At 72.1% G+C, this 24,286-nt stretch carries 31 protein-coding genes; 9 read left to right on the top strand and 22 right to left on the bottom strand.

The genetic code is table 11. The annotated features are described in order from the left end of the window. Positions 1-98: 98 nt before the first annotated feature. From FKD65_RS03130 to FKD65_RS03140, 3 genes are all read right to left on the bottom strand, one after another. The gene (locus tag FKD65_RS03130) at positions 99-494 is read right to left on the bottom strand and encodes a phosphomannose isomerase type II C-terminal cupin domain (protein ID WP_240809947.1); all 396 of its coding nucleotides are present in this window, start codon (positions 492-494) and stop codon (positions 99-101) included. Continuing rightward, positions 491-1,147 (bottom strand): TetR family transcriptional regulator, encoded by a 657-nt coding sequence (locus tag FKD65_RS03135; RefSeq protein WP_141576045.1) that lies wholly within the window; start codon positions 1,145-1,147, stop codon positions 491-493. Before FKD65_RS03135 ends, FKD65_RS03130 begins: the two co-directional genes overlap by 4 nt. A 124-nt stretch (positions 1,148-1,271) precedes the next feature. Further along, on the bottom strand, positions 1,272-4,163 hold the full coding sequence (locus FKD65_RS03140) for a M36 family metallopeptidase (RefSeq protein ID WP_240809948.1): 2,892 nt from the start codon (positions 4,161-4,163) through the stop codon (positions 1,272-1,274). A 333-nt stretch (positions 4,164-4,496) separates the two neighbouring features. Between FKD65_RS03140 and FKD65_RS03145 the strand changes: the two genes are divergently transcribed. Then, positions 4,497-5,279: a hypothetical protein gene (locus FKD65_RS03145; RefSeq protein ID WP_141576047.1), complete on the top strand. Its 783-nt coding sequence runs from the start codon at positions 4,497-4,499 to the stop codon at positions 5,277-5,279. Between the two features lie 66 nt (positions 5,280-5,345). On the opposite strand, the gene FKD65_RS03150 is transcribed toward FKD65_RS03145, so the two are convergent. The 8 genes from FKD65_RS03150 to FKD65_RS03185 are packed head-to-tail and all read right to left on the bottom strand — an operon-like array spanning position 5,346 to position 14,356. Then, complete coding sequence (locus tag FKD65_RS03150) at positions 5,346-6,092, bottom strand: ATP-binding cassette domain-containing protein (RefSeq protein WP_141576048.1); 747 nt, start codon at positions 6,090-6,092, stop codon at positions 5,346-5,348. Continuing rightward, positions 6,089-7,120: an ABC transporter permease gene (locus tag FKD65_RS03155; RefSeq protein WP_205718531.1), complete on the bottom strand. Its 1,032-nt coding sequence runs from the start codon at positions 7,118-7,120 to the stop codon at positions 6,089-6,091. The genes FKD65_RS03150 and FKD65_RS03155 overlap by 4 nt, the downstream gene beginning before the upstream one ends. Positions 7,121-7,136: 16 nt before the next feature. Continuing rightward, positions 7,137-8,270 carry a sugar ABC transporter substrate-binding protein gene (locus FKD65_RS03160; protein ID WP_141576049.1) on the bottom strand — a complete coding sequence of 378 codons (1,134 nt, stop codon included), beginning with the start codon at positions 8,268-8,270 and terminating at the stop codon, positions 7,137-7,139. Position 8,271: 1 nt separating this feature from the next. After that, positions 8,272-9,432 carry an aldose epimerase family protein gene (locus FKD65_RS03165; RefSeq protein ID WP_141576050.1) on the bottom strand — a complete coding sequence of 387 codons (1,161 nt, stop codon included), beginning with the start codon at positions 9,430-9,432 and terminating at the stop codon, positions 8,272-8,274. Positions 9,433-9,480: 48 nt separating this feature from the next. Next, entirely contained in the window at positions 9,481-10,974 is a 1,494-nt protein-coding gene (gene araA / locus FKD65_RS03170) for an L-arabinose isomerase (protein ID WP_141576051.1), read from the bottom strand. A 23-nt stretch (positions 10,975-10,997) separates the two neighbouring features. Next, positions 10,998-11,672, bottom strand: a complete 675-nt coding sequence (locus FKD65_RS03175; RefSeq protein ID WP_141576052.1) for an L-ribulose-5-phosphate 4-epimerase — start codon at positions 11,670-11,672, stop codon at positions 10,998-11,000. After that, positions 11,672-13,363, bottom strand: a complete 1,692-nt coding sequence (araB, locus tag FKD65_RS03180) for a ribulokinase (protein ID WP_141576053.1) — start codon at positions 13,361-13,363, stop codon at positions 11,672-11,674. The genes FKD65_RS03175 and araB overlap by 1 nt, the downstream gene beginning before the upstream one ends. Before the next feature lie 3 nt (positions 13,364-13,366). Continuing rightward, a complete protein-coding gene (locus FKD65_RS03185; RefSeq protein WP_141576054.1) occupies positions 13,367-14,356 on the bottom strand; it encodes a LacI family DNA-binding transcriptional regulator in 990 nt (329 codons plus the stop codon). Positions 14,357-14,727: 371 nt separating this feature from the next. Here FKD65_RS03185 and fdhA point away from each other — a divergent pair, with 371 nt between their 5' ends. Beyond that, positions 14,728-15,942, top strand: coding sequence for a formaldehyde dehydrogenase, glutathione-independent (gene fdhA, locus FKD65_RS03190; protein WP_240809949.1), 1,215 nt, complete (start codon positions 14,728-14,730; stop codon positions 15,940-15,942). A 318-nt stretch (positions 15,943-16,260) separates the two neighbouring features. Next, entirely contained in the window at positions 16,261-16,563 is a 303-nt protein-coding gene (locus tag FKD65_RS03195) for a hypothetical protein (RefSeq protein ID WP_141576056.1), read from the top strand. A 40-nt stretch (positions 16,564-16,603) separates the two neighbouring features. On the opposite strand, the gene FKD65_RS03200 is transcribed toward FKD65_RS03195, so the two are convergent. Continuing rightward, a complete protein-coding gene (locus FKD65_RS03200) occupies positions 16,604-16,858 on the bottom strand; it encodes a hypothetical protein (RefSeq protein WP_141576057.1) in 255 nt (84 codons plus the stop codon). A 105-nt stretch (positions 16,859-16,963) separates the two neighbouring features. Between FKD65_RS03200 and FKD65_RS03205 the strand changes: the two genes are divergently transcribed. The 6 genes from FKD65_RS03205 to FKD65_RS03225 all read left to right on the top strand — a co-directional run bounded on the left by FKD65_RS03205 (position 16,964) and on the right by FKD65_RS03225 (position 19,894). After that, positions 16,964-17,308 carry a DUF6011 domain-containing protein gene (locus FKD65_RS03205; protein WP_141576058.1) on the top strand — a complete coding sequence of 115 codons (345 nt, stop codon included), beginning with the start codon at positions 16,964-16,966 and terminating at the stop codon, positions 17,306-17,308. 34 nt (positions 17,309-17,342) lie between these two features. Further along, the gene (locus FKD65_RS03210) at positions 17,343-17,618 is read left to right on the top strand and encodes a hypothetical protein (protein ID WP_141576059.1); all 276 of its coding nucleotides are present in this window, start codon (positions 17,343-17,345) and stop codon (positions 17,616-17,618) included. Between the two features lie 26 nt (positions 17,619-17,644). Then, positions 17,645-18,070: a DUF6573 family protein gene (locus FKD65_RS03215; RefSeq protein ID WP_141576060.1), complete on the top strand. Its 426-nt coding sequence runs from the start codon at positions 17,645-17,647 to the stop codon at positions 18,068-18,070. A 59-nt stretch (positions 18,071-18,129) separates the two neighbouring features. Then, the gene (locus tag FKD65_RS43915; protein ID WP_168220926.1) at positions 18,130-18,603 is read left to right on the top strand and encodes a hypothetical protein; all 474 of its coding nucleotides are present in this window, start codon (positions 18,130-18,132) and stop codon (positions 18,601-18,603) included. Between the two features lie 95 nt (positions 18,604-18,698). Next, positions 18,699-19,088 carry a hypothetical protein gene (locus FKD65_RS03220; protein WP_141576061.1) on the top strand — a complete coding sequence of 130 codons (390 nt, stop codon included), beginning with the start codon at positions 18,699-18,701 and terminating at the stop codon, positions 19,086-19,088. Positions 19,089-19,264: 176 nt separating this feature from the next. Further along, positions 19,265-19,894, top strand: a complete 630-nt coding sequence (locus FKD65_RS03225) for an SHOCT domain-containing protein (protein WP_141576062.1) — start codon at positions 19,265-19,267, stop codon at positions 19,892-19,894. A gap of 69 nt (positions 19,895-19,963) precedes the next feature. On the opposite strand, the gene FKD65_RS03230 is transcribed toward FKD65_RS03225, so the two are convergent. The 10 genes from FKD65_RS03230 to FKD65_RS46155 form a co-directional block, all read right to left on the bottom strand. Beyond that, positions 19,964-20,251, bottom strand: coding sequence for a hypothetical protein (locus FKD65_RS03230; RefSeq protein WP_141576063.1), 288 nt, complete (start codon positions 20,249-20,251; stop codon positions 19,964-19,966). A 14-nt stretch (positions 20,252-20,265) separates the two neighbouring features. Then, positions 20,266-20,772 carry a hypothetical protein gene (locus FKD65_RS03235; protein WP_141576064.1) on the bottom strand — a complete coding sequence of 169 codons (507 nt, stop codon included), beginning with the start codon at positions 20,770-20,772 and terminating at the stop codon, positions 20,266-20,268. Then, positions 20,756-21,559 carry a hypothetical protein gene (locus FKD65_RS03240; protein ID WP_141576065.1) on the bottom strand — a complete coding sequence of 268 codons (804 nt, stop codon included), beginning with the start codon at positions 21,557-21,559 and terminating at the stop codon, positions 20,756-20,758. The genes FKD65_RS03235 and FKD65_RS03240 overlap by 17 nt, the downstream gene beginning before the upstream one ends. 76 nt (positions 21,560-21,635) lie before the next feature. Next, entirely contained in the window at positions 21,636-22,343 is a 708-nt protein-coding gene (locus FKD65_RS03245; protein ID WP_141576066.1) for a hypothetical protein, read from the bottom strand. Beyond that, entirely contained in the window at positions 22,340-22,822 is a 483-nt protein-coding gene (locus FKD65_RS03250; RefSeq protein WP_141576067.1) for a DUF6248 family natural product biosynthesis protein, read from the bottom strand. Before FKD65_RS03250 ends, FKD65_RS03245 begins: the two co-directional genes overlap by 4 nt. Next, a complete protein-coding gene (locus FKD65_RS03255) occupies positions 22,819-23,442 on the bottom strand; it encodes a hypothetical protein (protein WP_141576068.1) in 624 nt (207 codons plus the stop codon). Before FKD65_RS03255 ends, FKD65_RS03250 begins: the two co-directional genes overlap by 4 nt. Next, positions 23,439-23,672 (bottom strand): helix-turn-helix transcriptional regulator, encoded by a 234-nt coding sequence (locus FKD65_RS03260; RefSeq protein ID WP_141576069.1) that lies wholly within the window; start codon positions 23,670-23,672, stop codon positions 23,439-23,441. The genes FKD65_RS03255 and FKD65_RS03260 overlap by 4 nt, the downstream gene beginning before the upstream one ends. Beyond that, on the bottom strand, positions 23,669-23,914 hold the full coding sequence (locus FKD65_RS03265; RefSeq protein WP_141576070.1) for a hypothetical protein: 246 nt from the start codon (positions 23,912-23,914) through the stop codon (positions 23,669-23,671). The genes FKD65_RS03260 and FKD65_RS03265 overlap by 4 nt, the downstream gene beginning before the upstream one ends. Then, entirely contained in the window at positions 23,914-24,141 is a 228-nt protein-coding gene (locus FKD65_RS03270) for a hypothetical protein (protein ID WP_141576071.1), read from the bottom strand. Before FKD65_RS03270 ends, FKD65_RS03265 begins: the two co-directional genes overlap by 1 nt. Continuing rightward, the gene (locus FKD65_RS46155; RefSeq protein WP_302931583.1) at positions 24,134-24,262 is read right to left on the bottom strand and encodes a hypothetical protein; all 129 of its coding nucleotides are present in this window, start codon (positions 24,260-24,262) and stop codon (positions 24,134-24,136) included. Before FKD65_RS46155 ends, FKD65_RS03270 begins: the two co-directional genes overlap by 8 nt. Between the last annotated feature and the right edge of the window lie 24 nt (positions 24,263-24,286).

Here is a 24,286-nt window from a genome sequence, read left to right on the forward strand (position 1 = left end):
CGTGCCCCGCGCCCTGGCCGACAAGGACGCGGCCAGCCCTGAGACCCGCGAGCGGGTGCTGGCCGAAGCCGAGTACCTCGGGTACCTGCCGAACGCGATCAGGCGCGGCCGTAGGCGTCCTCGAGGCGCTCGATGTCGTCCTCGTCGAAGCGGCCGAACGCGATCTCCATGACGCGCACGGCCGGGCCTGCCGAGCCGAGCCGGTGGAAGTCCCCGGCGCGGATCAGGACCCGCTCCCCCACCTCCGGCAGGACGCGGCGCCCGGCCACCTCGAACACCGCGCCGGGGTCGAGCGCGACCCACAGCTCGTCGCGGTCGCGGTGCCGCTGCAGGCTGAGCCGCTGCCCCGGCTCCACGTGAATGATCTTCACGGTGGACGGCTCGTTGAGCGTGAAGCGCTCGAAGCGCCCCCAGGGGCGCCGCTCGGTCGCCACGTCGGGCTCGGGCCGCGCCTCGCTCTGCGCCTGCGTCTGCACGTCGGTCTGCACGGTCACCTCGGGAATCGTGGGTCGTCGGACAACTGCGGGGCTCGGGCCTCGGACGCGACGGCGGGCAGCCCGCCGAGGACGAGGTCGACGAGGCCGTCCACGACGGACTCGCGCGGCACGTCGTCGGCGTGGTCGAGCCACCAGTCGCCGGCCGTCTGCACCATGCCGACGATCGCGTGGCCCCACACGTAGGCGCGGGTCCGGTCCGCCATCTCGCCCTCGGCGATCATCACCTCGGCGAGCTCCCGGCTCACGTCCCGGATCATGGTGCTCATCGCGCTGTGGGTGGCGGTGTCCTCGGCGCTCGCCCGGTGCATCAGGAAGCGGTAGAGGTTGAGGTTCTTGGAGATCGTCGCCAGGTAGGTGTCGATGGTGGAGCGGGTGCGGTCGCGGATCGGGTCGCCGCGGGAGAACTCGTCCCGGATCCCCTCGATCAGCTTGCGCGTGTGCCGCTCGGCCAGGGCCTGGTAGAGGCCGCTCTTGTCGCCGAAGTGGCGGTACAGGATCGGCTTGCTGATCCCGGCCTCCGCGGCGATCGCGGCCATGGACGCCTCGGGCCCCTCCCGCTGGATGACCCGGTCGGCGGCCTCCAGCAGGGCGCGGCGGCGGCCGGGATCACGCCGTGATCCGGGCCCCGGCCGGCCCGCCGTACTCGTCATGGACAGCACGGTATCCGGGGGTGTTACCCGGTGACAACACCGGCTGGCCTGGGACGGCGGGGCCCGCGGGGCAGGACGGGGCGGGGGGCGGACGTCCCTCGCCCCCCGCCCGGCCTGCGTCCGCCTACCGGGCGAACGCCTGGAGCTCGGCGGTCCGGACGATGCCGGCGCTCGGGCTGGCGGTCGCGCAGTCGGTGCCGGAACGCGGGTCGTTGTCCTGCTCACCCGCGTAGGTCGGCGCCCCGGTGCACTGGCTGGAGACGACCTCGAGCCGCAGGTGCGTCGCGGTGACGTCCCGCAGGTCGAACGAGCGCATGATCAGGTCGGGTGCCGTGGGCCGCGGCCGGTCGGCCGGGAAGGCGTCGGACGGGCTGGTGTAGGCGGTGCGGTACGAGGCCGCCTGCGCGCAGTCGGCCTTGGTGGCGTCGCAGGCCAGCAGCCGGAAGGCGCGCAGCGCCGTGAACCGGTTCTGCGTGCCTCCCGCGCCCTCCGGGTCGCCCGCCGCCGACGGCCGCAGCATCGCGCTGACCTGCACCCGGCCGACCCTGACCGGGCGGTCGCCGGCCAGGTCGACGGTCACCTGGCGCCCGGCGACGGGGGCCGTCACCGACTGCCAGTTGGTCGCCTCCGTCTCGTCGAGCAGCGCGCCCTGGGAAGCGCCGTCGCCGGTCGCCGCCGCGCCGTTGGCGCCCGCCGCCACGTTGCGGGACATCACGACCGGCAGGGTGCGCCGGGACGCGCCGATCGAGGCGGTGAACCTCCGGTGCCCGAAGCCCGCGCCCACCGCGACGAAGGAGTACCGGCCCGGAGTGAGCGCGACGGTGTCGCCGAGCGGGGTCGCCGGGTCGGTGTCGGCGACGGGGACCGCGCGGGCCTCGTAGTCGCCCACGTACAGGCGGACGTTGCCTCCCTTGGCGTCCCCGAGGGGCGTGAGGCGCACCTCGGCGTTGCGCGACAGGGGCGAGGCGAAGCTGGGCTTGGCGTCGGCGTCGGCGGGGCCGTTGCTGGCGGCGTCCTTCCCGAGGCCGTGCTCGGCGAAGACCTTCCACATCATCTCGTGGTCCCTGCCGCCGAAGCGGAGGGTGTCGGCGGCCAGCAGGGCGTTGCGGTGGTCGACGTAGCTGACGGCGCCGCTGGCCATGAGCAGCAGCGCGTCGAAGGAGACCTGCGCCCAGCGCCGGTTGCCGGGGCACTTCGCCACCGGCACGGCCCCGTCGGCGCACCTGCGCTGGAGCTCGGCGCTCCCGCCGCCGTAGCGCCGGACGAACGCCTGCCGCATGTCGAACTGGGTGGCGGTCCAGATCTCGCCGTCGGCGTGGACCTGCGTGCCGACCAGGTCGTAGCCGAGGTCGGAATAGTTCAGCGGGCTCCGGCTCATGTCGTAGTTGCGGATGCCGGCGCGCCGGTCGCCGGTGACGTACCCGCCGACCACGTACGGAGTCTCGCCGGGCTGGCGCAGCCCGTACTCGTTGAGGTACTCCATGGCGAACAGGTCGGACGTGCTCTCGTTCATCGCGCCCGCCTGCGGTCCGCTCCACCCGGCGTCCGGCCCGGCGATCATGCGGCCGGAGATGGCGTGGGTGTACTCGTGCCCGATGACGCTCATGTCGAAGTCGCCGTCGACGCACGGCGGGTAGAACGAGCCCGCGACCGGCTGCCACAGGTACATGTTGCTGATCGCGGGGGTGCCGTCCGGGGGCGTGATCTGGTTGGCGTTGTCGCGGACGCTCGGGAACCGCGCCCCGGCCTGCGCGTTGCCCTGCTCGGGGTCGCCGCCCAGCCCGCCGCGGCCGCCGTTGTCGGCCTGCATGTTCCAGGCCGACTCGGTGAAGCCGAGCCGGTAGGACCAGTCGTGCATCCGGTTGTGCTGGACGAACAGGTTGGAGATCGCCGGTTCCAGGTCCGCTTCCTGCGGGCTGTCCATCGTCGCGGGGTCGCACTTGCTCGTGTACCACTGGTTGGTCCACGGATAGGTGTAGTTGCGGTCGGCCCTCGGCGCGCTGGTGCGGGTGCCGACCGAGAAGGGGTCGCTGCTCGCGCGGTTCTCGTACGTCCGCGCCGCGTTGCCCACGCTGGTCGTGGTCGACGCGCCGGTCGCCGGGTCGACGTCCCAGGGCCGTCCGCTGGAGGGGTCGCCGCCGACGGCGCGGCACCCCGGGGCGGGGGTGAAGCACCAGGTCTGCCTGGTGTCGCGCGACGAGTAGTCGCCGGACGGGGTCGCCGGGAACACCGCCCAGCGCGGGTTGTCGCTGTCGTGGTCGACGAGGTTCTCCCGCACGAGCACCGAGCCGGTCCTGGCGTCGACGTAGGAGGTGACCGCCTTCGGCTCCGCGCCGGAGGCGTCCATGAGCGTGACCTGGTAGGCGCTGCGGACGCCCTCGGCGGTGGGCACCGCGACGAGCCGCGCCTTGCCGGGGTCGCCGGCCGACGCCCTGATCCCCGCGTCCCGCCCGGCCGCGGCCACCGCGTCCTTCGGGGAAAGGGTGGCGGGAGCGGGGGCGGCGCCGTCGCGGGAGAGGGTCGAGGTGGCCGAGACGACCTTGCCGCCGCTCACGCCGACCGCGACCAGCCCGTCGTAGCCCGCGGGCAGGGTGCCGAACCGCTGGCGCAGCAGGACCGCGGCACCGTCGCCGATCGGGTTGACGGCGACCTTCTCCAGGGCGCCGACGGCGGCTGCGTCGAGGCCGAACAGGTCACGGTGGCCGGCCAGGTACGCGCGGGCGGCCTTCTCCGGATCGCCGGGCAGGCCGCCCGCCAGCGGTCCGGCGGCGGTCACCGAGGCGGGGGTGCCGAGCCGGTTCCACCGCACGGTCGCGCCGCGGGCGGCGTCCACCTGCCGGGCGGTCGGGGCGAGCCGCCCGGGCCGCGCGTCCTTGTCGGGGAGTTCGGCGTGCTCCCCCGGCGCCTGCGGGCGGGGCGGCGGCGGTTCCGCTCGTCCGGGGACCGCGAGGCCGACTGTGAGGAGTGTTCCGGTGGCCGCGAGCGCGGTCACGGCGGTCCAGCGTGTCCTGGGCACCATTGCCTCCTGGAGGCGGGCCGGAGAGCCCGGTCTCGGGGGGATCGGCCGGTGGGGTCACCCGGCCGATCTAGAGACAAGCAGCGCCTACATGACACAACTATGGCGAATCACGACATTTACGAACCGCCATCGCGCGGCGGTCTTCGCCCTTGACACCGCCGGTTCCCCATGAGCCCCACGTGGAACGGCCCGCGGCCCTCCGGGAGGCCGGCCCCGAGACCGCCGACCGGATGACCACGCCTGGCCACGGGCCTCGCGCGTCCGACCGGGACGAGAGCAGACCGTGACCCGCCCGTGGTCTTCGCCCCGCCGGCGCCGGGGAGGTGCAAGATGATCGTCGTGTCGGGAGGCCGCGCCGGAACCGCGCGCGACGCGGCGGCGGGGAGGGTCATGGACTGGACATGTTCGCGCAGGCTGGCCGCGTCGGGGGCGCTCGCCGGAGCACTGGTCGCGGTCCCCGTCTGCCAGGGACCGGTCCTCGCCGCGGCTCGGCCCGCGCCCGCGCCGCCCGGGGACGCCGCGGCCGCCGCGAAGGGGGGCGGTCCGCCGGCCCCGCCGCCGCCCCGGCTCCCCCGGGACTTCCACGGGACGGGCAAGTGGATCGTCCGGGATCTGGGCATCACCGTCCCGTTCACCTGGGCGGGGCGGAACGGGGACAGCCAGATGGTGGCGGGCGGTCCGCGGTACCCGATCTGGTTCACGAACCTGATCTACAAGGGCTCCCTCTACACGCTGACCTACAAGTGGCCCGGTCTCACCGATCACCGGTGCTCGCGGATCCCGGGGTTCGGTCTCGACGACCTGAACCGGACGCTCGGCACGGCGCGGTACGTCGGCCGGGAGATCCTGCAACGCCGGCCCTGGCGCTACGTGGACCACTGGCGCGTCGGCCTCGTCGCCCCGCAGTTCCCCCCGGGGAAGTATCCGAGGTTCCCGCTCGCGCTCGGCGACGTCTACGTCGACCAGAAGGACCCGACCACCTTCTGGCAGGTGCTGCAGTTCGGCCTCCAGAACCTCTACGACCCCGAACTGGACGAGTGGCTCGTGATGAGGACGTTCGAGCACGCCCCCGGAAGGGTCGCGCTGCCCCGCCGGTGCCCGCCGCCCGGGTGACGGCAGGGTGGGCGGACGGCGGGGCGACGCCTTCGGGCCAGGCGCGGCGGCCCGGCCCGAAGGCGCCTACAGGCCGCGGCTGCGGCGGTAGTCGGCCACGACCAGGTCGGTCAGCTCCTGTAGGGACGTCTCCGCCGTGGGCTTGTCGAAGGCGATCCGGCCGTGCTGCAGGAGGTTGACCCGGTCGCAGACGTCCAGGACCTGGGCGTAGTTGTGCGCGATGATGATGATCGAGACCTCGCCGCGCTCCTTGAGGTCCCGGACCAGGTCGAGGATCATCGTGCCCTCCTTGGCGCCCATCGCGGCCAGCGGCTCGTCGAGCAGCAGGATGCGCGCGTCGGAGTAGACCGAGCGGGCCACCGCGATGGCCTGCCGCTGGCCGCCGGACAGCTTGGCGACCTCGACGTCCACCGACGGGATCCGCACTCCCATGTCCGCGAGGTGCTCGGCGGCGCGCCGTCGCATCGCGCGGTTGCTGAGCAGCGGCCAGCGCACCAGCTCCCGGTTGAGGAACATGTTGTGGTAGACGCTGAGCTCGTTGACCAGGGCGAGGTCCTGGTAGACGGTGTCGACGCCCAGCGAGCGGGCGTGGTCCACCGAGCGCAGGCTCACCTCGGTCCCGTCGATCAGGATGCGGCCGGTGTCCGGGCGCTGGAAACCGCTGATGATCTTGATCAGGGTGGACTTGCCGGCGCCGTTGTCGCCGATGAGGCCGAGCACCTCGCCCTTGCCCAGGCGCAGCGTCACGTCGGCGAGGGCCTCCACGCCGCCGAACCTTTTGCCGATGTTCTCCACCCGCAGCGCGTCGGTCATGAGCGACCCGCCCTTCGCAGCCGGGCCAGATGGACGTTCAGCACCATCGAGATGATGATCGCCGAGCCGAGGATGATGTTGAACGGGTTCGCGCTGATCCCGATGAGGTTGAAGCCGTTCTGCATCTCCGCCAGCACCAGCGCGCCGAGCAGCGCGCCGATGACGGTGCCCGAGCCCCCGGCCAGGGCGGTGCCGCCGATGACCGCGGCCGACACCGCGATGAACATCGCGTTGGCCCCGCCCGAGCTCGGGTCGATCGACCCGACCCGGAAGGCCTCCAGGATGCCGGCGAAGGCGCCGAGCGCGCCGGTGAGCATGAAGTTGCCGATCTTGACCCGGCCGGTGCGGATGCCCGCCTCGGCGGCGCCGAGCGGGTTGCCGCCGGTCGCGACCGTGTGCAGGCCCCACCGGGTGCGGGTGAGCACCAGGTGGAAGAAGACCACGATCAGCAGGCACCAGGTCAGCTCGGCCCAGGGGGCGCGCCCGAACCACCCCGCCAGGCCCTCCGCGGCCTCGGGGATCTGCGCCGGGTAGGCGTGCGAGGTGGTGAGCATGATGCCCTGGACCAGGAACATCGAGCCCAGCGTGGCGACGAACGATGGGACCCTCAAGACGACGGTCACCAGCCCGTTGCCCAGTCCGATGAGCGCGCCGGCCAGGATCGCCAGCACGATCGCGATGATCGGGTAGACGCCGGAGAAGTCGACCATGTAGTGCATGAGGAAGGGCGCCAGCGCGAAGACCATCCCGACCGACAGGTCGATCTCCCCGCTGACGAGCAGGAACACCTCGCCCACCGCGATGATGGCGTACGGCGCGGTGCCCTGGGACACGTTGACCAGGTTGTCGTGGGTGAGGAAGACCGACTTGGCGGTCTGGAAGTAGATCAGCAGTCCGAGCGCCACCAGGAGGATGGTCGCCTCCCGGCGGCGGAGGAACGCGTCGGTGGCGAGGGCGGGCAGCCCCCGGGCACGCCGCGGTGGCGTGCCGGGGGTTGCCGCCTTGTCCCGTACGGTGCTTTCGCTCACTCCGTACTCCTTCTCGTCAGACGTGAGCGATGGGACCCGACCGCGACACCAGCTGCTGGGCCGTGCTGGAGCCCTCGTACCGGGTCTTGGTGGTGAGGTACGGGCCGACCGTCTCCTTGTTGACGAAGGTCAGTCCGGTGTTGGTCATCGGGGGGAAGACCAGGCCGCCGGACAGCTTGTAGAACCACAGGGCCATCACGGGCAGGAACCCCTGCAGGTAGGGCTGCTGGTCGATGGTGAAGTCCAGGTCCCCGGACTTGACGGCGCTCAGCGTGCCCGGGGTGAGGTCGAACCCGCCCGAGACGACGCCCTTGCCCTTCAGGCCGTACTTCTGCATGACCTTGCCGATGGCCTCGGTGGAGCCGGCGTCCACCGCGAACATGCCCTTGATGTCCTTGTGGCCCTGGGCGTAGGCGTCGACCGTCGAGAGCTCCTTCGGCACTTCGGCGCCGGTGGCCACCGAGGTGAACTTGATCGGTTTGCCGGAGGCCTTGATGGCGTCCTGCGCGCCGTCGATGCGCGGCTGGATGTTGAGCGAGCCCGGGGTGGCGATGAAGCCGACCGCGTCTCCCCCGGTCATCAGCCCCGCGATCTTGGAGCCGAGCTGGTAGCCGGAGGTGTAGAGGTCCTGGCCGATGTAGGAGAGCCGGCTGGTGCCGGGATCGTCCTTGGCGCCGTCGGCGTTGTAGGAGACCACCGGGATCCCGGCCTTGAGCGCGTTGTCCACCGGCTGCCGGAACGCGGTCTTGTCCACCACGGCGACCGCGATCCCGTCGGCCTTGCCGGAGATGGCGGCGTTGGTGGCGCTGACCATCTCGGGGACCGCCGAGTTCTGCGAGCCCGTCCACTGGAACGAGGCGCCCAGCAGGGCGCAGGCGTCCTGCGCCCCGTACTGCGTCGGCGTGAAGAACGGGTTCGTCGTGACGTGGTTGATGAACACGAACTTCCAGCTCGGCGTCTTCGGGAAATGCCCCGGCCCGCCGCTGCCCGAGCCCGAGCTCTTGTTGTCCGAGGAGCAGGCGGCCAGCAGCGCCGACGCCGCCGCCGTCGCGCTGACCAGGCCGGCGCCGCTCAGCAGCCGGCGCCGGGTGGGCTCGGGCAGGCCGAGGGTGTCGACGGCCTCTTCGACCGCCGGATCGATGCGCGTCATGTCAGGCTCCGAACTGGTAGACGGTCGAGGATCGGTAGACCTGTCCGGGCTTCAGCTCCGTCGAGGGGAAGCCCGGCTGGTTCGGCGAGTCGGGGAAGTGCTGGGTCTCCAGCGCGAACCCGTCGCCCTGCCGGTAGACGCGGCCGCCGGTGCCGACCAGCGTGCCGTCGAGGAAGTTGCCCGAGTAGAACTGGAGCCCGGGCTGGTCGGTGGAGATCGCCAGGGTCCGGCCGCTCGCGGGGTCCTTGACGCGCGCGGCGGTCTTCCAGCCGGAGCCGTCGAGGACGAAGTTGTGGTCGTAGCCCTGGCCGTAGAGCAGCTGGTCGAAGTTGGTGCGGATGCGGGCGCCGATCGCGGTGGACCTGGTGAAGTCCAGCGGGGTGCCGCGCACCGAGGCGATCTTTCCGGTCGGGATGAGCTCCGACGAGCCGACGGGGGTGTACCGCGAGCCGTTGATCTGGAGCCGGTGGTCGTAGATCGAGCCGCTGCCCTCGCCCGCGAGGTTGAAGTAGGAGTGGTTGGTGAGGTTGACGACGGTCGCCTTGTCGGTCGTGGCGCGGTAGTCGAACCGGATGGCGTTGCCCCGCGTGACCGAGATGGTCACGTCGGTCTTGAGGGTGCCGGGGAAGCCCTGGTCGCCGTCCGGGCTGGTGTGCGACAGCCGGAGCGCGACGTTGCCGCCGGCCGTGTCCGGCGTCGCGGACCAGACGCGCTGGTCGAAGCCGGTCGTGCCGCCGTGCAGCGTGTTCCCGTTGTTGTTGGTCGTCAGCTGGTAGGCCTGCCCGTCGAGGGTGAACCGGCCCTTGGCGATGCGGTTGCCGTACCGGCCGATGAGCGCGCCGAAGTACGTGCTGTTCTTGGTGACGTAGTCCGACAGGGTCGGGAAGCCCAGCGTGATGTTGGCGAGCCTGCCGCGCCGGTCGGGCGTCTCGATGGTCTGGATGATCCCGCCGTAGGTGATCACCCGGATGCGCGTCGACCCGTTGGTCATCGTGTAGCGCCAGACCTTCGTGCCGTCGGGCATCGTGCCGAACAGGTCCTTGGCGATCCCGGCCTTCAGGTGCCGGTCGGACGCCGTGGAGGAGGGGGCGAATCCGCCGATGGCGGCGCCGGCGAGCGCTGCCAGCGCGGCCAGCCGAACTGCGAAGCGTGATCTGGTCATGGGACGGGTTTCCTCACAGATCTCGGGGGTGGGGGGATGTCCTGGCGGCTAGAAGCCCTGCGCCAGGCGGTGGTACGCCTGGTTCCACCGCATCTCGCGGCGGAACCGGGCGACATCGGTGTCGCCGTCGATGACGAGCAGTTCCACGCCCGTCATCTCGGCGAGGTCGGCCAGGATCTCGGTGGTGATCGCCTGGGATAGCACCGTGTGGTGCGGTCCTCCGGCCGACAGCCATGCCTCGGTAGAGGTACGGAAGTTCGGGCGGGGCGCCCACACGGCCCGCGCCACCGGCAGCCGGGGCAGCGGTTCCGGGGGCCCCACCAGGTCGATCTCGTTGGCGACCAGCCGGAACCGGTCGCCGAGGTCGGTCAGCCCGACGACGAGACCCGGTCCGGGCGCCGCGTCGAACACGAGCCGGACCGGGTCCTGCCGGCCCCCGATGGCCAGCGGGTGCACCTCGCAGCTCGGCACGCCGGCGGCGATGGAGGGGCAGACCTCCAGCATGTGGGCGCCCAGGATCAGCTCCCGGCCCGGCACGAGGTGGTAGGTGTAGTCCTCCATGAAGGAGGTGCCGCCGGGCAGTCCCGCGGCGGCGCTCTTGAGGGCCCGCAGCAGCAGGGCCGTCTTCCAGTCGCCCTCCGCGCCGAAGCCGAGGCCGCCGGCCATCAGGCGCTGCACGGCGATGCCCGGCAGCTGCCTGAGCCCGCCGAGGTCCTCGAAGTTGGTGGTGAACGCCTGGTAGGACCCGGCGTCGAGGAAGTCGCGCAGCCCGAGCTCGATCCGCGCGGCGTCGCGCAGCGCCGGATGGCGGTCCCCGCCGGAGCGCAGCTCCGGCGCGACGGCGTAAGCGTCCTCGTACTCGCCCGCGAGCTCGCCGACGCGGTGGTCCGCGACCGCCTCGACCGCGGCGACGAGGTCGTTGACGCCGAAGGAGTTGACCGAGGCGCCGAACCGGATCTGCGCCTCGACCTTGTCGCCCTCGGTGACGGCGACGTCCCGCATGTTGTCGCCGAAGCGGGCGAGCCGCAGCGTCCGCAGGTCGGCGAAGGCGCGGGCGGCCCTCACCCAGGAGCCGATCCGCGCGCGCACCGCGGGATCGGCGGTGTGCCCTGCCACCGTGGTGCGCGCCATGCCGAGCCGGGTCTGGACGTGGGCGTGCTCCCGGTCGCCGTGCGCGGCCTGGTTGAGGTTCATGAAGTCCATGTCGATGGTCGACCACGGAAGCGCGTCGTTCGACTGGGTGTGCAGGTGCAGCAGCGGCCGGAGCAGGGAGTTCAGCCCGGCGATCCACATCTTGGCGGGCGAGAACGTGTGCATCCAGGTGATGACGCCGACGCAGTCGTCGTCCGCGCTCGCCTCGAGCATCGCCCGCCGGATGGCGTCCGCGCCGGTGAGGACCGGGCACCACCGCACGGCCGCCGGGATGCCCGGGTCCTCGTCCAGTGCCTGGGCGATCCGCTGTGACTGCTCGGCGACCTGGCGGAGCGTCTCCTCGCCGTACAAGGACTGGCTCCCGGTGAGGAACCAGACGGTCGGTGCCATCGCTGGGCTGCTCCCTTCGGTTGTCATGGCCGCTGCCCGTAGGCGTTCCGGTAGCGGTCGTGGAGGCGGTCGATGTCCTCGGGCCGCAGCGGGACGGGATCGCCGAGCTGGCGGGCGAGGTGCACCGCCCGCGCCGCGTCCTCGCACATCACCGCGGCCTTGACCGCGGCCCGCGCGTCCGGGCCGATGGTGAACACGCCGTGGTTGCGCATGATCACCGCTGGGGACCGGTGGCCGCGCAGCGTGCCGACGATGCCGCGCCCGATCGAGTCGTCGCCGATGGGCGCGAACGGGCCGAGCGGGATCTCGGCCCCGAACTCGTCGGCCATGGCCGTCAGGACGCAGGGCACCGGTTCGCCTCGGGCGGCCCAGGCGCAGGCGTACGCGGAGTGGGTGTGGACCACCCCGCCGACCTCGGGCATGTGCCGGTAGACGTAGGCGTGCGCGGCGGTGTCGCTCGAGGGCTTCAGGTCGCCCTCGACGACCGCGCCCTCGAGGTCGCAGACCACCATCGACTCCGGCGACAGGTCGTCGTAGGAGACCCCGCTGGGTTTGATGACCATGAGGTCGTGGCCGGGCACCCGGGCGGAGACGTTGCCGGCCGTCCACACGACCAGCCCGTACCTGACGAGCTCGGCGTGCAGGTCGCTGACGGTCCGCCGCAGCTCGCGGACCTGCTCGGGGGGTGTACCGGCCATCAGAGGTCTCCCTTCGGGCCGAGCGCGTCGTCGCGCAGCCGGCGCAGCCGGTGCAGGACCGCGCTGCTCGCCTCGCCGCGCGCCGCGAAGTGGTCGTGGAGTTCGCGGTACTCCGCGTAGAGCAGGTCGTAGACCCCGGCCCTGGTGGTATCGGGCGCGTAGGCCGCGGTGACCACCCGGCCCATCGCCGCCGCGGCCTCCGGCACGTCCGGGTAGGCGCCCGCCGCGACGGCGGCGTGGATGGCGGCGCCGAGCGCCGGGGCCTGGTCGGAGGCGGCGATCGACACCGGGCGGCGCAGGACGTCGGCATAGATCTGCATCAGGGCCGCGTTGCGTTTCAGCCCGCCGGCGACCACGAACTCCCCGATCGGGATCCCGGCCGTCTCGAAGGCCTCGACGATGACGCGGGTCCCGAAGGCCGTCGCCTCCATGAGCGCGCGGTAGACCTCCTCCGGCCGGGTGGCCAGGGTCATGCCCACGACCACGCCGGACAGGTGGTGGTCGACCAGGACCGACCGGTTGCCGCCCATCCAGTCGAGCGCCACCAGCCCGTGGGAGCCGACGGGCGCGTCCGCGGAGCCGGCCGCCAGCTCGTCGTGGCCGCGTCCGGTCAGGCGGGTCCACCAGGCGAAGACGTCGCCCACCGCGCTCTGCCCGGCCTCGTAGCCGTAGGCCCCGGCGGTGATGCCCCCGTCCACGACGCCGCAGATGCCCGGCACCTCGGCGAGGAGCGCGCTGTTGACGACGTGGCAGGTCGACGTCCCCATGATCGCCAGGAGTCTCCCGTTCTCGACCGCGCGGGCGGCCGGGGCGGTGACATGGGCGTCGACGTTGCCGGCGGCGACCGCGATGCCCTCCGGCAGGCCGGTCCGGCGGGCCGCCTCGGCGGTCAGCGTCCCCACCCGCGCGCCCAGCGGGGACAGCGGGTGCTCCAGCCGGGTCGCGGCGAAGTCGGCGAAGCCGGGGTTCAGCGCGGCCAGGTAGTCCGCGGAGGGGTAGGCGCCGTCCTGGTAGATGCCCTTGTAGCCGGCCGTGCAGGCGTTGCGCGTCTCGCGGCCGCACAGCTGCCAGACGATCCAGTCCGCGGCCTCGATCCAGCGCTCCGTGCGGCGGTAGGTGTCCGGGTCCTCCTCCAGGAGCTGCAGCGCCTTGGCGAACTGCCACTCCGAGGAGATCCGGCCGCCGTACCGCTTGATCCATTTCTCCCCGCGCTCGTGCGCCAGCGCGGTGACGCGGTCGGCCTGCGGCTGCGCCGCGTGGTGCTTCCAGAGCTTGGGCCAGGCGTGCGGGCGGCCGGCCAGCTCGGGGAGCTCGCACAGCGGGGTGCCGTCCGACCGGACGGGGAGCACCGTGCAGGCCGTGAAGCCCGTGGCGATGCCGATGACCTGCGCCGGATCCACCCCGGCCTCCGCGACGGCGGCGGGGACGGCGGTGCCCAGCACCGCCCGCCAGTCCCCGGGGTTCTGCAGGGCCCAGTCGGGCGGGAGCGGCTCCCCCGTGGCGGGCAGCTCCCGCTCGATCACCGCGTCCGCGTAGTCGTGGACGGCGCCGCCCAGCTCGGCGCCGTCGGCGACCCGGACGACGACGGCCCGGCCGGACAGCGTGCCGAAGTCGACGCCGACGACGCACGCGTCCGGCGGGATGTTAGCGCTCACAATTTCCTCATCGGTCGGGTCGGGGGCGGTGTCCATCGGTCAGGTCCGCGCGGCGGGCCGGGCGCTGGACCTGACCACCAGCTCCGGCGGGATCAGCACATTTCCCGGCGGCCCCGAGGGTTCGCCCAGGCGCTGCACCAGCAGTTCCAGCGAACGCCGGCCCAGCTCGCCGAAGTCCTGCCGGACCGTGGACAGCGGAGGGATGAAGTAGGCGGCCTCCGGGATGTCGTCGAAGCCGACCAGGCTGACGTCCTCGGGGACCCGCCGGCCGGCCTCGTGCAGCGCGCGGAGCACGCCGAGGGCCATGTGGTCGTTGGCGCAGAACACGGCCGTGACCGCGGGGTCGTCCGCGAGCCGCCGGCCGGCCTCGTAGCCCGACCGGGCGCTCCAGTCGCCGGTCAGCATCTCCCGCACCGGCGCTCCCGCCTCGGTCAGCGTCGCGCGCCACCCCTCGGCCCGGCCGACCGCGTCGAGCCAGGATCCGGGGCCCGCGACATGGTGGACCGTGCGGTGCCCGAGGTCGAGGAGGTGGCGGGTGGCCGCCACCGCCCCGGCGCGCTGGTCGATGGCCGCCATCGGAACCCCCGCGGTCAGCCCGCATCCGGCCCCCACCAGCGGAACGAGCCGGCCGGCCTGGGCCAGCACGTCGTTCGTGGAGGTGTGCGGGGCGATCACCACGACGCCTTCGACGCCCTGCTCGGCCAGCCTTCCGACCGCGTCCAGCAGGGCCCGGCGCGTGATCGCCCGAAGGCTGACGATGCTGACGAAGAAGTCGGCGTTGCGGGCCGCCTGCTCGATGCCGTGCAGCATCGACGCCGGACCGTAGAGCGTGGACTCGAAGCTGATCACGCCGAGCGTCCTGGAGCGCCGGGTCACCAGCGTCCGGGCCGCCGAGTTCGGCCGGTAGCCCAGCTCGGCGATCGCCGCCTGCACGCGGGCGCGGGTGCGCGCCGAGACGTTCGGGTGGTTGTTGACCACCCGCGAGACCGTCTGGTGCGACACCCCCGCCAACTGTGCGACATCGGCCATGATCGGCGGATTCGACGGGCCTTGCTGCGGCAACGTCTCCTCCTCTGCGATCGCGGCGGCGCCCCGGGCGGGCGATGCGTAGGTCGATTGTGAGCGTGAACAATTCTGCCGTCAAGACCTTGGGGCGGCCGGTTCCGCCGGGGCAGGTTCCGGCCACGAAGGGACGCGCGCCGGCGATCGCGACGATCACCGAACGCCGGGGGCGCGGGGAGAGCGAACGCCTTCCGGCCAAAATCGGACTAACAGGAAGAAATCGGGTACGTCCCGGATGTAGTCATCGTGGACAACCCGTGACGTCCGAGGACGGGGGCGACGAGCACGGGCCGCCGTTCCGGGCGCCTGGGAACCGACTCAACCCGGAAGGAGACGACGTGGCGGACACCAACCGAGGCGTCGTGTACCAGGGGCCGGGCGAGGTCACGGTCGAGGACCTGGACTTCCCCAAGCTCGAACTGGCCGAACAGGGCGGGCGCAAGCTGCAGCACGGCGCCATCCTGAAGGTACTGGCCACCAACATCTGCGGCTCCGACCAGCACATGGTGCGCGGCCGGACGACCGCGCCCGCCGGGCTCACGCTCGGCCACGAGATCACCGGCGAGGTGATCGAGACGGGGCGGGACGTCGAGTTCATCAAGGAGGGCGACCTCGTCAGCGTCCCGTTCAACATCGCCTGCGGCCGCTGCCGCAACTGCAAGGAGCGCCATACCGGCGTGTGCGAGAACGTCAACCGGGAGCGGCCGGGCGCGGCCTACGGGTACGTCGACATGGGCGGCTGGCACGGCGGCCAGGCCGAGTACGCGGTCGTCCCGTACGCCGACTTCAACCTGCTCAGGTTCCCGGCCGACCGCGACACCGTGATGGAGAAGCTGCCCGATCTGGCGATGTTGTCGGACATCTTCCCGACCGGCTACCACGGCGCCTACACCGCCGGCGTCACGACCGGTTCGACCGTGTACGTGGCGGGCGCGGGGCCGGTCGGGCTCGCGTGCGCGACCGCCTGCCTGCTGCTCGGCGCCGCCGTCGTGATCGTCGGCGACATGAACGCGCGGCGGCTGGAGCAGGCCCGCGGTTTCGGCTGCGAGACGATCGACCTGTCGGAGCACGCCGACGTGGGCGCCCAGATCGAGCAGATCCTCGGCGTCCCCGAGGTGGACGCCTCCGTCGACTGCGTCGGGTTCGAGGCGCGCGGCCAGGGGCACGCGGGAGCGGCGACGGAGCAGCCCGCGACCGTCCTCAACACGCTCATGGACGTCACCCGCACCGCCGCGGGGCTCGGCATCCCCGGCCTGTACGTCACCGGCGACCCGGGCGCGTCGGACGAGAACGCGCAGGAGGGGCGGCTCGGGCTGCGGATCGGCCTCGGCTGGGCCAAGTCGCAGTACCTCGTCACGGGCCAGTGCCCGGTGATGAGGTACAACCGGCAGCTGATGATGGCGATCCTGTACGACCGGGTGAACATCGCCCGGAACGTCAACGCGGCGGTCATCCCGCTCGACGAGGCGCCGCAGGGCTACGCCGAGTTCGACCGGGGCGCGGCGCGCAAGTACATCCTCGACCCGCACGGGACGGTGGGCGCCGCGGCCTGAGCGCCGCGCCCCCTCCGGGCCGTCCGGACCGGGAGGCCGGAGCACCGCCGACGGGCACGCCCTGACCAGCGTGCCCGTCCGCGCGGGCCGGCTACCTGACGGGCAGGCCCGTGACGGTGCGGCCGATCACCAGGCGCTGGATCTCCGAGGTGCCCTCGAAGATCGTGAAGATCTTCGGTGGTGGACCCGTGACCTGCGTTTCCGCTGGTCACTCCCAATCCGGCCCCGCCCAAGGCACGCTTAATCCCGTCCCCGATACGCCCTTTCCCGCTTGATCCACTCCCACGCGGCTCCCAGCCGACACCCCCCGGAACCACCATGACCGTCAGCGAGATCGAGACCACCGTCGCCCAGCTCCACGCCTTCGAGTGGCTCACCCGGCAACCCCTCGACCGCCTCCCCGTCCTGGTCTGGTTCACCGACGAGACCGGCGGCCTCGTCGGCTCCCCCGCCGACCTGTCCCCCGCAGAAGCACGCCGAGCGTTCGAAGCGTGGGTGCGGCACCTGCGCCTCGAGCCCGCCCCGCGCCGGCACTGCGGCGGTGTCACGCGTCTGCGCGCGCAGGGCCTGGCCGACGGCGTCCACGTCACCCTTCACACCGCGTACCGGCCGGACCGCTGAACTCGACCGTCGGCGGCTGGCGGGGATCGTCCGTGACTCTCTAGGCACCGTCCTTCCTTTGCGGCTTGGGCCCGCCCTTACGCGGTTCGACGCCCCGGGCTCTGACCTGCTTGCGGATGTAGGTGGCGCCGAACGTGCCGCTGCGGGCGAGTTCGTCCGGCGTGCGGCCGGCGTAGCGGACCGCGTCGGCATAGGCGTCGAAGAGGGCCTCTTGTGCGCTGGTGGTCTCGGCTCTGAGGTTGCGGAGTCGGGTCTCGGCCGCTGTCACGGCGGCGTCGGCATCTTCTGGCTTCATGCGCCTCAGAGTATCGGCACTCAGTGTTGCGATCACCCTGTCCCGTGAGTTACGATTCTCAGTGTCGACATAAAGAGTCGACACTGAGAGCGGGGAGACGGGGACATGGCGAAGGCGACCACCACCAAGACGGCGAACTGCCTCGGCTGCCGCGGCCTGCTCACCGCCCGCCGCTCCGTGCTCCGCGGTTACGGCGACCGCTGCTGGGCCAAGAAGCGCCGCGAGGACGCCGCCCGCGCCGCCGGGTTCAAGCCCGCCGCCATCACCAAGGCCAAGGACCTGATCGCCGACGGGGCGATCCTTCCCCTCCGCGGCCGGGTCTTCCAGGTCGTCGCCTCCAACGGCATCGACCGCTACCTCACCGCCCCCGAGGCCTGCAACTGCCCCGCCGGCCTTCGCGGCAAGCACGGGTGCTACCACCGCGCGGCCGCCACCCTGCTGGCCGCCTGACCACCACCAGCACGCTGACGAGCAGGAGGACCCGATGACGAGCAACGCCGAACAGCGCGACGACCTCGCGGTCCGGATCGAGCGGCGGATCTTCGCCGCGATGGAGCCCGACCCGGTCACCCGCGTCGGCATGACGCTGTTTGCCGCGACGTGCAAGGTCGCGCTGGACCTCCAGGCCGAGGCTCGCGCGAAGGGCTGGGAGCCGCACCTGGTCCGCGCGATCCACATATACGCGGTGAAGGTTGGGGCCGCGATCGGCCGCCGCGCCGTCGCCCGCGGGATCGTCACCCGCGACCAGCTCCTCAACTAGCCGCCCTGCCACCCGAGAGGAACCACATGAACGAGATGGAAGCGATCTTCGGCCCGGTCATCCATGCGCACACCCGCGCCGACGCCATCGAAGCCGGCGATCTGGTCGAGGCGAAGGCCGAGCTGGTCCGTGACGCCCGGCTGCACCACCCGGTCGCGCTGACCCGCGCGGCGTGGCTCGACTGCGTGGCCTGGACGGACGCCGACACCGAGGAGACCGGCGCGATCCAGGACGAGGACGGGCGCCTGTTCGACGTTCTCACCATGACGCGGGTCGCGCTCATCGGGGTGCGGGGTGGGGAGGCCGTCGCGACGGTTCACCGCATCCCCCGGGGCGAGCGGTTCGACGAGGACTCCGAGGACGGCGTCCCGGCCGTGTACCTCGCGGTCACGGTCGAGACCGACGACGAGGGACGGCCCTGCATCACGGTCAGCCAGATCGGCGAGGACTGACCGGCGTGGGACGCGCCACCCGAACTGGCCACGAGGAGGAGCACGCGATGTTGAGGATCATGCGGACGGTTGACAGGACCCGCACGGAGTCGGCGCGGTTCACGGTGACCGCGCCCACCGAGGTCGATGGGGAGCTGGCGGTGGACGCCGGCCCGGCCGAGGTCGCCGGGCTGCTCGTCGGCCGGGGGTTCACCACGTCGGAGGCGCTCGCGGTGATGGCCCGCGCGAATGAGCGGGGCGAGGCGATGCTCAGTGAGACCGAGATGGTCGACGTGCGGCTCCCGCACCCTGACGACGTGCAGGTCGCCTCGAAGTGGACGGCGGTGAACGAGTTCCGGGCGGCGTACGCGCGGGTCCTGACGGCGCCGGCCTGGGACCCCGACGAGGTGGATGCGGCGGAGGAGGAGGCTGCCCGGTGGGAGACGGCGGCGGTGCGGGTCGCGGCGGACGCCGCTGAGCGGGTTGGTCTGTCGGCTGAGGTGTGGCTGCTGCGCAGGGACCGCGAGCACAAGAAGTACTGGCGGTGGCTCTGACGTTGCGCGGGGTGCTCCGCAGCCCCCGTGGCGGAGCACCCCGCGTGACGCCAGACCCCCGAGGCAGCAACGAGCTGCCAGACAAGGAGACGAGCATGGACATCACCGGCAAGTCGTGCGTCTGCCCGCCCGACGCGACCGACCTCCTCGACGAGGTCACCATCACCGGCCACCAGTTCCCCTGCCCCAACGGCAACAAGGAGGGCCCCCGCTGGTACGTCTGGCAGCGCTTCGACATGCCCGCCTGCCTGGAAGCCGGCACGCTGTACGACTTCGCCCGCGCCTGGGCCGTGCACTGGCACGACACCCACGTCGCCGGGACGGCGATCGCGCCGATCGAGGTCCGCACATGGCACCGCACCTACCGCCTGGAGATTGTCGAGCAGTCGGCGAACGTCGAGGAGCGGTTCGGGACCTACCGGTTCCAGGTGGAGGAGGAGTCCGTCGTCGAGGGCGTCGGCCTCGCCGAGCCCGCCCGCACCTGACCCATCCCGCGGGTTGGGGCGCTCCGCTGCCCCTTGGCGGAGCGCCCCAGCCGACATCCCTCAGGCAAGCTGGCCGCATCCGGCAAGGCTCCCTCCCCCGCACCCGAGCTCTCTTACGGTAATCAGGCTTTAACCCACCGCCTCCCCCGCCAGGCAGACACGAGGAACCGAGGCCCATGACTGTCCACTCCGGCCACGAACAGACGATCTGGGAAGGCCAGTCCCGCAACGTCACCGCACGCGCCACCGGCGGACGCTTCACCCTCCGCTACCGCCTCACCACCCACTACCTGTACTTCGAGACCGGTGGGATCGCGGGCACCAAACAGGAGCAGATCCCGCTGATCAACATCCAGGACGTGGACCTCTCCCAGACCCTCCTCCAGAAGACCCAGAAGGTCGGGAACGTCCTCGTCCACATCATCCGGCCGAGCGGGCAGCACGAAACCGCGGTGCTCGACTCGATCGTGGAGCCGGTGCAGGTGCGGGACCTGATCAACCACACCGTGCACCAGGTCCGCGGCGTCGTGCATCAGCGGCAGGTCGACGAGGCGCGGGACCTGGGAACGCACCGGTTCGAACAGACCGGCCCCGTTCCTCCGCACCCGGGCGGCTTCAGCATCGGCGGGCAGCAGGCCATACCGCCGGTCCAGCCCACCCCGCTGCAGAGCGCGCCCGCGGTGCAGGCCACCTCGTCCGAGCAGGTCATGGCGCTGCTCAAGCAACTCGGGGAGCTCCGCGACGCGGGCGTGGTCACTCCGGAGGAGTTCGAGGCGAAGAAGAAGGATCTCCTCGACCGGCTGTAACGTCGCCCCCCGTCTGCTGCCGCGCAAAGGCCCCGCACCCGTGATGGGTGCGGGGCCTCGGCCTTTCTCCTACTGCGGGACCCGCGTGACCGCGAGGCGGACGGCGCGGCCCTTCCCTGCCTCCTCCTCGGCCCGGTAGCCGTAGGGGAAGCAGACGGAGAACTGGGCGTGGGACGGCCAGATCATCGACGGCTCGTCCGCGCCGGTCTTCAGCCACCCCCAGTGCGTGGCGGCCGGGTCATCGGCGGCGACCTGGCGAACGTCGACCGGGACGATTGGCAGGCGCAGGCCGTGCAGCTTAACCCAGGGTCGGGCACCGAGATTGGTGAAGACACCCTCGTCATCGTGGGCGTGCATCCTCCACGTCCGCATCATCGGTCAGCCCTCGCGAGAACGTCGGCCACGGTGTAGCCATTCACGGTCACCTTCGGCGCTGCCGCCCGGGCAAGGTTGAGCGCCGTGTCGAGGTCGAACCGGTGCGTGGCGAGCCACTCGTCGGCGCGCTCAGATGGAATGGATTCGTACTCCCATTCGCCATCGTTGCCGAGGCACAAGAACCCGTCGCTGACCGCCCACCTGTCACGGCCCCGGTACTCGACGTAGAGGGAGAAGTGGCGGGCGTTGACGTTGTCCTCGGGCAGGGCACACACCGTGTAGCGGGTGGCGCGGATAGCGGCCGTACCCGGCGCGGGACCGGCGGCGCGGGCCTCCTCGACGGCTTCGAGCGCTGCGATCGCTGCGGTCTCGGCTTCGCGGCCGGACAGGATGATGGGCTGGCCTTCGGTGAGGGCGGCGGTGGCGTTGTGGCCGGGGTGGATGCGGACCAGGTCGCGGATGCGGGCGGCGACCTGGTCGACGAGTTCAGGCGGAGAGTTCACCGACGGCTCCGTAGGTGTCGGTGGCGGCGCGGGCGCGGGCTTCCAGGAGAGTGCTCGGCGGGGCATCGCGCAGGACAAGGGGCGGCCACCCGTCCGGCTTCACCAGGCAGCGGGGGACGTAGTCGCGGGCCCTGTCGGAGCAGGCGAGGCAGTGGACGCCCCACTCCCCCGACCGCAGCGGCGCGACCATCGGCGCGTGCGGGAGGTCCGCGGGCTCGACGAGCTGCGCATTGTCGAGCGCGGCCTGGAGCCGGTCGGCGAAGCATCGGATCTCGTGTGCGCGGTCTTCCCACCGGTCGCGCGCCTCCCGCCGGTGGGAGGGCTCGGCGTCTCGGGTAGCGAGCAGTTCCCCCTCGCGGGTACGGGCGTAGGCGATGACCTCGCGGACCGCGGTGACCTGCCCGGCCGCAGTGGCGAGCTGGTTGTCGCGGAGTTCGTCCTGGCGGTCGTGGACGGTCTGCGCAGCGGCGGCCGCGGCGTCTTCGTCGTTGTCGATCCGGGTCCAGGTCCGCGCGCCGTAGGGGTCGTTCAGCCTGTACCGGCCGGGCTTGGCCTGGCCGGTGGTCAGCACGATCTCCAGCGCGGTGCGGGTGTCGGCCTTGAGACCGTTCAGGTCTCGGGCGCCCGCTTTGGTGAGGGTCAGGCGAAATCGCTCGCTCTCGCTCAGGTCCTCCCACCCGGGGATCAGGAGTTCCTCGGTGGCGTGTTCGACCTGGCTGCCGCTGCGGGTCGGTGTGATGTCCGCTCGGCGGAGTATCTCCAGGTGCTGTTCGGTCAGGGTGAACATGGCGTGTCCTTCAGGGTGTTGTCGTTTCGGGGGGCGCCTCGGCAGGGCGGATGCTGGGCTTGCGGCGGCAGGGGGTTCAGGCAAGCGAAGCTGCTTCCGAGAGTCGGTAGTCCGCGGGCAGCAGCTCGGCAGCCTCGGCGGTGGTCAGGCGGCGCCAGGTCCTGCCCTCCCCTGGCGCGGAGACCAGCACGACCTTCAGCGGCGGCCGGTTCAGGAGCCCGCCGTTCACGATCCGGCGCCGGTGGGAGGTGTGCCGGCAGCGCGCGTCCGGGCAGGGCGACTCGACGTCCTGGACGGTGACGGTGTAGCCGCGCGGCTCCACGTACAGGGCGTACCAGGGGTGCGCAGGGTCTCCGCCGGCATCACCGGCGTTGATGTCGGTGGGGACGTAGCCTCCGCAGTCGCAGGCCGGGTCGGTGCAGGCCTTGCCGCGGTGCCCTTCGGAGACGCGGGCACGAACGGCGTAGAACGGTTGCCGTCCGGCAACCATCGGGCACGCGCGGGACGCGTACAGCGCGCACGGCGGGCACAGCGGCGGCTCATCGAAGTGGCCGGATGCGAGCTGGTTGGGGCCGCCGAACAGCACGGCCGGGTGGCCGAGCGGGTTCCCGCACGTCTGGCACAGGCGCTCCGTCCAGCACCGCGCGTAGGTGGTCTGGTGCGGGGATCGGAAGTCCACTCCCCCATCGGCGAGCCGCAGGTTGATGACCGGCACAACGAGACCGCCGACGGTGGGGCGGTGCGCGCACGACGCTGGGATCGGCGGGCGGTTGGCAGCGGTCACCTCGGGTCTCCGACAGGGAAGAGCGCAGGGAAGAGGGCGTCCTGGACAGGCTCAGTGCCCGGTCGTGCACGGTGCTCATCTCGGCGCCGACGGGCTGGGAGGGGCACCGCATGCGGGCCCGCCGCCTCGGCCTCGCTGGTGTCGGCCAGCTCGACATGTCGGCAGTCGCAACTGCAGACCCATCCGGCGCACCGCTGGCCCTCGACCGGAAAGAGGTGGGCGACGATGCGGCCCTCCAGGGTCACGCCGGTGTCCCATCGGGCCGGCCACTGCGCGTCCTGGTTCTCCTCCCGGGTGATGCACCGGTCGCAGCGGCCGGAGTCGCAGGCGCCGCACCGCTCCATCTCGCACGGGCTGATCCGGTAGAGGAAGCAGCCGCGGCCGTTCGGGTAGGAGCCGTCGATCTCCCGCATGCTTGGCGTCCATACGTTCGCGCGGATCCACTCGGCCGCCTCAGGCGGCATGGTCGGCGGGATCATGCCGACTCCAGGGCGACGATCGCTTCGGTGCACATCGTCTGCAGCGCCGTCCAGGCGGCGCTCCGCTCGGGCCAGGTGGGCCGCTCGCGGTCGCGGGTGATGTAGCCGGGGTGCCACTCGCCAGGGTTCGGCCACAGTTCGTACGGTCGCGTCATCTCGTTCCAGGACGGTGTGGGCAGCGCGGCCACCCATGCGAGGACGCTGGCGCGGGCGGGGTGGTCGCCGAGGTGGGCGCGCAGCTCGTCCCAGGTGACGAGATGGGCCGGGGTACGGTCCCAGCCGTACCGCTCGCCGCGGCTCCGCGCGCCCTTCCACCACTCGTCGGTGTGCTCGTAGTGGAACCCGTCGCGGCGGAGCGAGTACGCCCAGTCGCCCGACGCGCCGATCCCGCGGTCCTCGCGGTCACGCCAGTCGTCCAGGTGCACGACGACGTTCATCGCCTCGGGCACGGAGTCGCGCAGGCACGTCAGCGCGTCGACCTGGCGGCGGACGTCCGGTCCGGGGTCGAACAAGCCGACCGGTGCGGGTGCGGGGCGCCGCCGTCGGGTGGACGGCCGCGGCCGGCTGACCGCTGCTGGAGGCGCCACAACGGCGGGGAGGTTGAAGAGGGCGTCGTTCATGGCGCTGGTTCCTGACCGTCGGGTTCCGGCCCGGCGGGGACGAGCGCGAGGCGGTAGCCGAGGGCTTCCGCCCATGCCGCGGTGGCCTCGAGCGACGGTGAGCAGTGGCCGCGTTCCCACCGCAGGACGCTCCTACCGCATTTCCCGAGCCGGACGGCGACGCGGTCCTGCCCGAGGCGGCGGTTCTTCCGCGCCTGGATGAGGGTCGCGATCACCTCGGCCGCTGTCATGAGGGCCTCGCTTCAGCCTCGGCGGCTCTCGGCTTGGGTGCCGGCACCTCGCGTTCGTGCCAGATGACGATCTCGTCGTCGCGGGCCTCGATGCGGGCTGCGTCGTCCCAGGCCGCGCCCTCCTCGCCGAGTTCGGTACCGATCGCAGCGAAGACCTTGCGGACCTCACCCCAGACCGTCCCGGACTCCAGCACGTACTCGGTGCGGATGAAGTGGCGCTCACGGCGCGTGTAGTCGGCCATCAGAGCGCTCCGATCACGCGGGCAGCCGCGCTGTCGGTGGCGTGGCCGTTCTCGAACGCCCAGTCGGCGATGTCGAGCGGCCACCGCGGGTCGTGGTAGCCGATGACGACGCTGGCGCCGTCCTGGCGGACGGTGTTGCTCGGCCCGGCGCCGAAGTACTCAGCGTGCTCGGCCACGACGGCGGCCGCCGCGGCGTCGGTGAGGCAGGGCAGACGGATCTCAGCCACCGGCCACCGCCCACGCGATGACCCAGATGATGGCCAGGACGCTGACCGGGACTACCCCGAAGAAGACGACGCGGGCGTACCAGGGCGCGTCGCGCCACAGTTCGACCAGCTCATTCAGCATGGTGTTCTCCGTTGATCAAGCGGG

This window comes from Actinomadura sp. WMMA1423, assembly GCF_006547145.1.
Classification (GTDB): Bacteria; Actinomycetota; Actinomycetes; order Streptosporangiales; family Streptosporangiaceae; genus Spirillospora.

Coding starts and splice junctions, on each gene's coding strand:
- FKD65_RS03135 (WP_141576045.1), bottom strand. CDS start 1,147: ATGACGAGTACGGCGGGCCGGCCGGGGCCCGGATCACGGCGTGATCCC.
- FKD65_RS03145 (WP_141576047.1), top strand. CDS start 4,497: ATGATCGTCGTGTCGGGAGGCCGCGCCGGAACCGCGCGCGACGCGGCG.
- FKD65_RS03150 (WP_141576048.1), bottom strand. CDS start 6,092: ATGACCGACGCGCTGCGGGTGGAGAACATCGGCAAAAGGTTCGGCGGC.
- FKD65_RS03160 (WP_141576049.1), bottom strand. CDS start 8,270: ATGACGCGCATCGATCCGGCGGTCGAAGAGGCCGTCGACACCCTCGGC.
- FKD65_RS03165 (WP_141576050.1), bottom strand. CDS start 9,432: ATGACCAGATCACGCTTCGCAGTTCGGCTGGCCGCGCTGGCAGCGCTC.
- araA (WP_141576051.1), bottom strand. CDS start 10,974: ATGGCACCGACCGTCTGGTTCCTCACCGGGAGCCAGTCCTTGTACGGC.
- FKD65_RS03175 (WP_141576052.1), bottom strand. CDS start 11,672: ATGGCCGGTACACCCCCCGAGCAGGTCCGCGAGCTGCGGCGGACCGTC.
- araB (WP_141576053.1), bottom strand. CDS start 13,363: ATGGACACCGCCCCCGACCCGACCGATGAGGAAATTGTGAGCGCTAAC.
- FKD65_RS03185 (WP_141576054.1), bottom strand. CDS start 14,356: ATGGCCGATGTCGCACAGTTGGCGGGGGTGTCGCACCAGACGGTCTCG.
- FKD65_RS03195 (WP_141576056.1), top strand. CDS start 16,261: ATGACCGTCAGCGAGATCGAGACCACCGTCGCCCAGCTCCACGCCTTC.
- FKD65_RS03200 (WP_141576057.1), bottom strand. CDS start 16,858: ATGAAGCCAGAAGATGCCGACGCCGCCGTGACAGCGGCCGAGACCCGA.
- FKD65_RS03205 (WP_141576058.1), top strand. CDS start 16,964: ATGGCGAAGGCGACCACCACCAAGACGGCGAACTGCCTCGGCTGCCGC.
- FKD65_RS03210 (WP_141576059.1), top strand. CDS start 17,343: ATGACGAGCAACGCCGAACAGCGCGACGACCTCGCGGTCCGGATCGAG.
- FKD65_RS03215 (WP_141576060.1), top strand. CDS start 17,645: ATGAACGAGATGGAAGCGATCTTCGGCCCGGTCATCCATGCGCACACC.
- FKD65_RS43915 (WP_168220926.1), top strand. CDS start 18,130: ATGCGGACGGTTGACAGGACCCGCACGGAGTCGGCGCGGTTCACGGTG.
- FKD65_RS03220 (WP_141576061.1), top strand. CDS start 18,699: ATGGACATCACCGGCAAGTCGTGCGTCTGCCCGCCCGACGCGACCGAC.
- FKD65_RS03225 (WP_141576062.1), top strand. CDS start 19,265: ATGACTGTCCACTCCGGCCACGAACAGACGATCTGGGAAGGCCAGTCC.
- FKD65_RS03230 (WP_141576063.1), bottom strand. CDS start 20,251: ATGCACGCCCACGATGACGAGGGTGTCTTCACCAATCTCGGTGCCCGA.
- FKD65_RS03240 (WP_141576065.1), bottom strand. CDS start 21,559: ATGTTCACCCTGACCGAACAGCACCTGGAGATACTCCGCCGAGCGGAC.
- FKD65_RS03250 (WP_141576067.1), bottom strand. CDS start 22,822: ATGATCCCGCCGACCATGCCGCCTGAGGCGGCCGAGTGGATCCGCGCG.
- FKD65_RS03255 (WP_141576068.1), bottom strand. CDS start 23,442: ATGAACGACGCCCTCTTCAACCTCCCCGCCGTTGTGGCGCCTCCAGCA.
- FKD65_RS03260 (WP_141576069.1), bottom strand. CDS start 23,672: ATGACAGCGGCCGAGGTGATCGCGACCCTCATCCAGGCGCGGAAGAAC.
- FKD65_RS03265 (WP_141576070.1), bottom strand. CDS start 23,914: ATGGCCGACTACACGCGCCGTGAGCGCCACTTCATCCGCACCGAGTAC.
- FKD65_RS46155 (WP_302931583.1), bottom strand. CDS start 24,262: ATGCTGAATGAGCTGGTCGAACTGTGGCGCGACGCGCCCTGGTACGCC.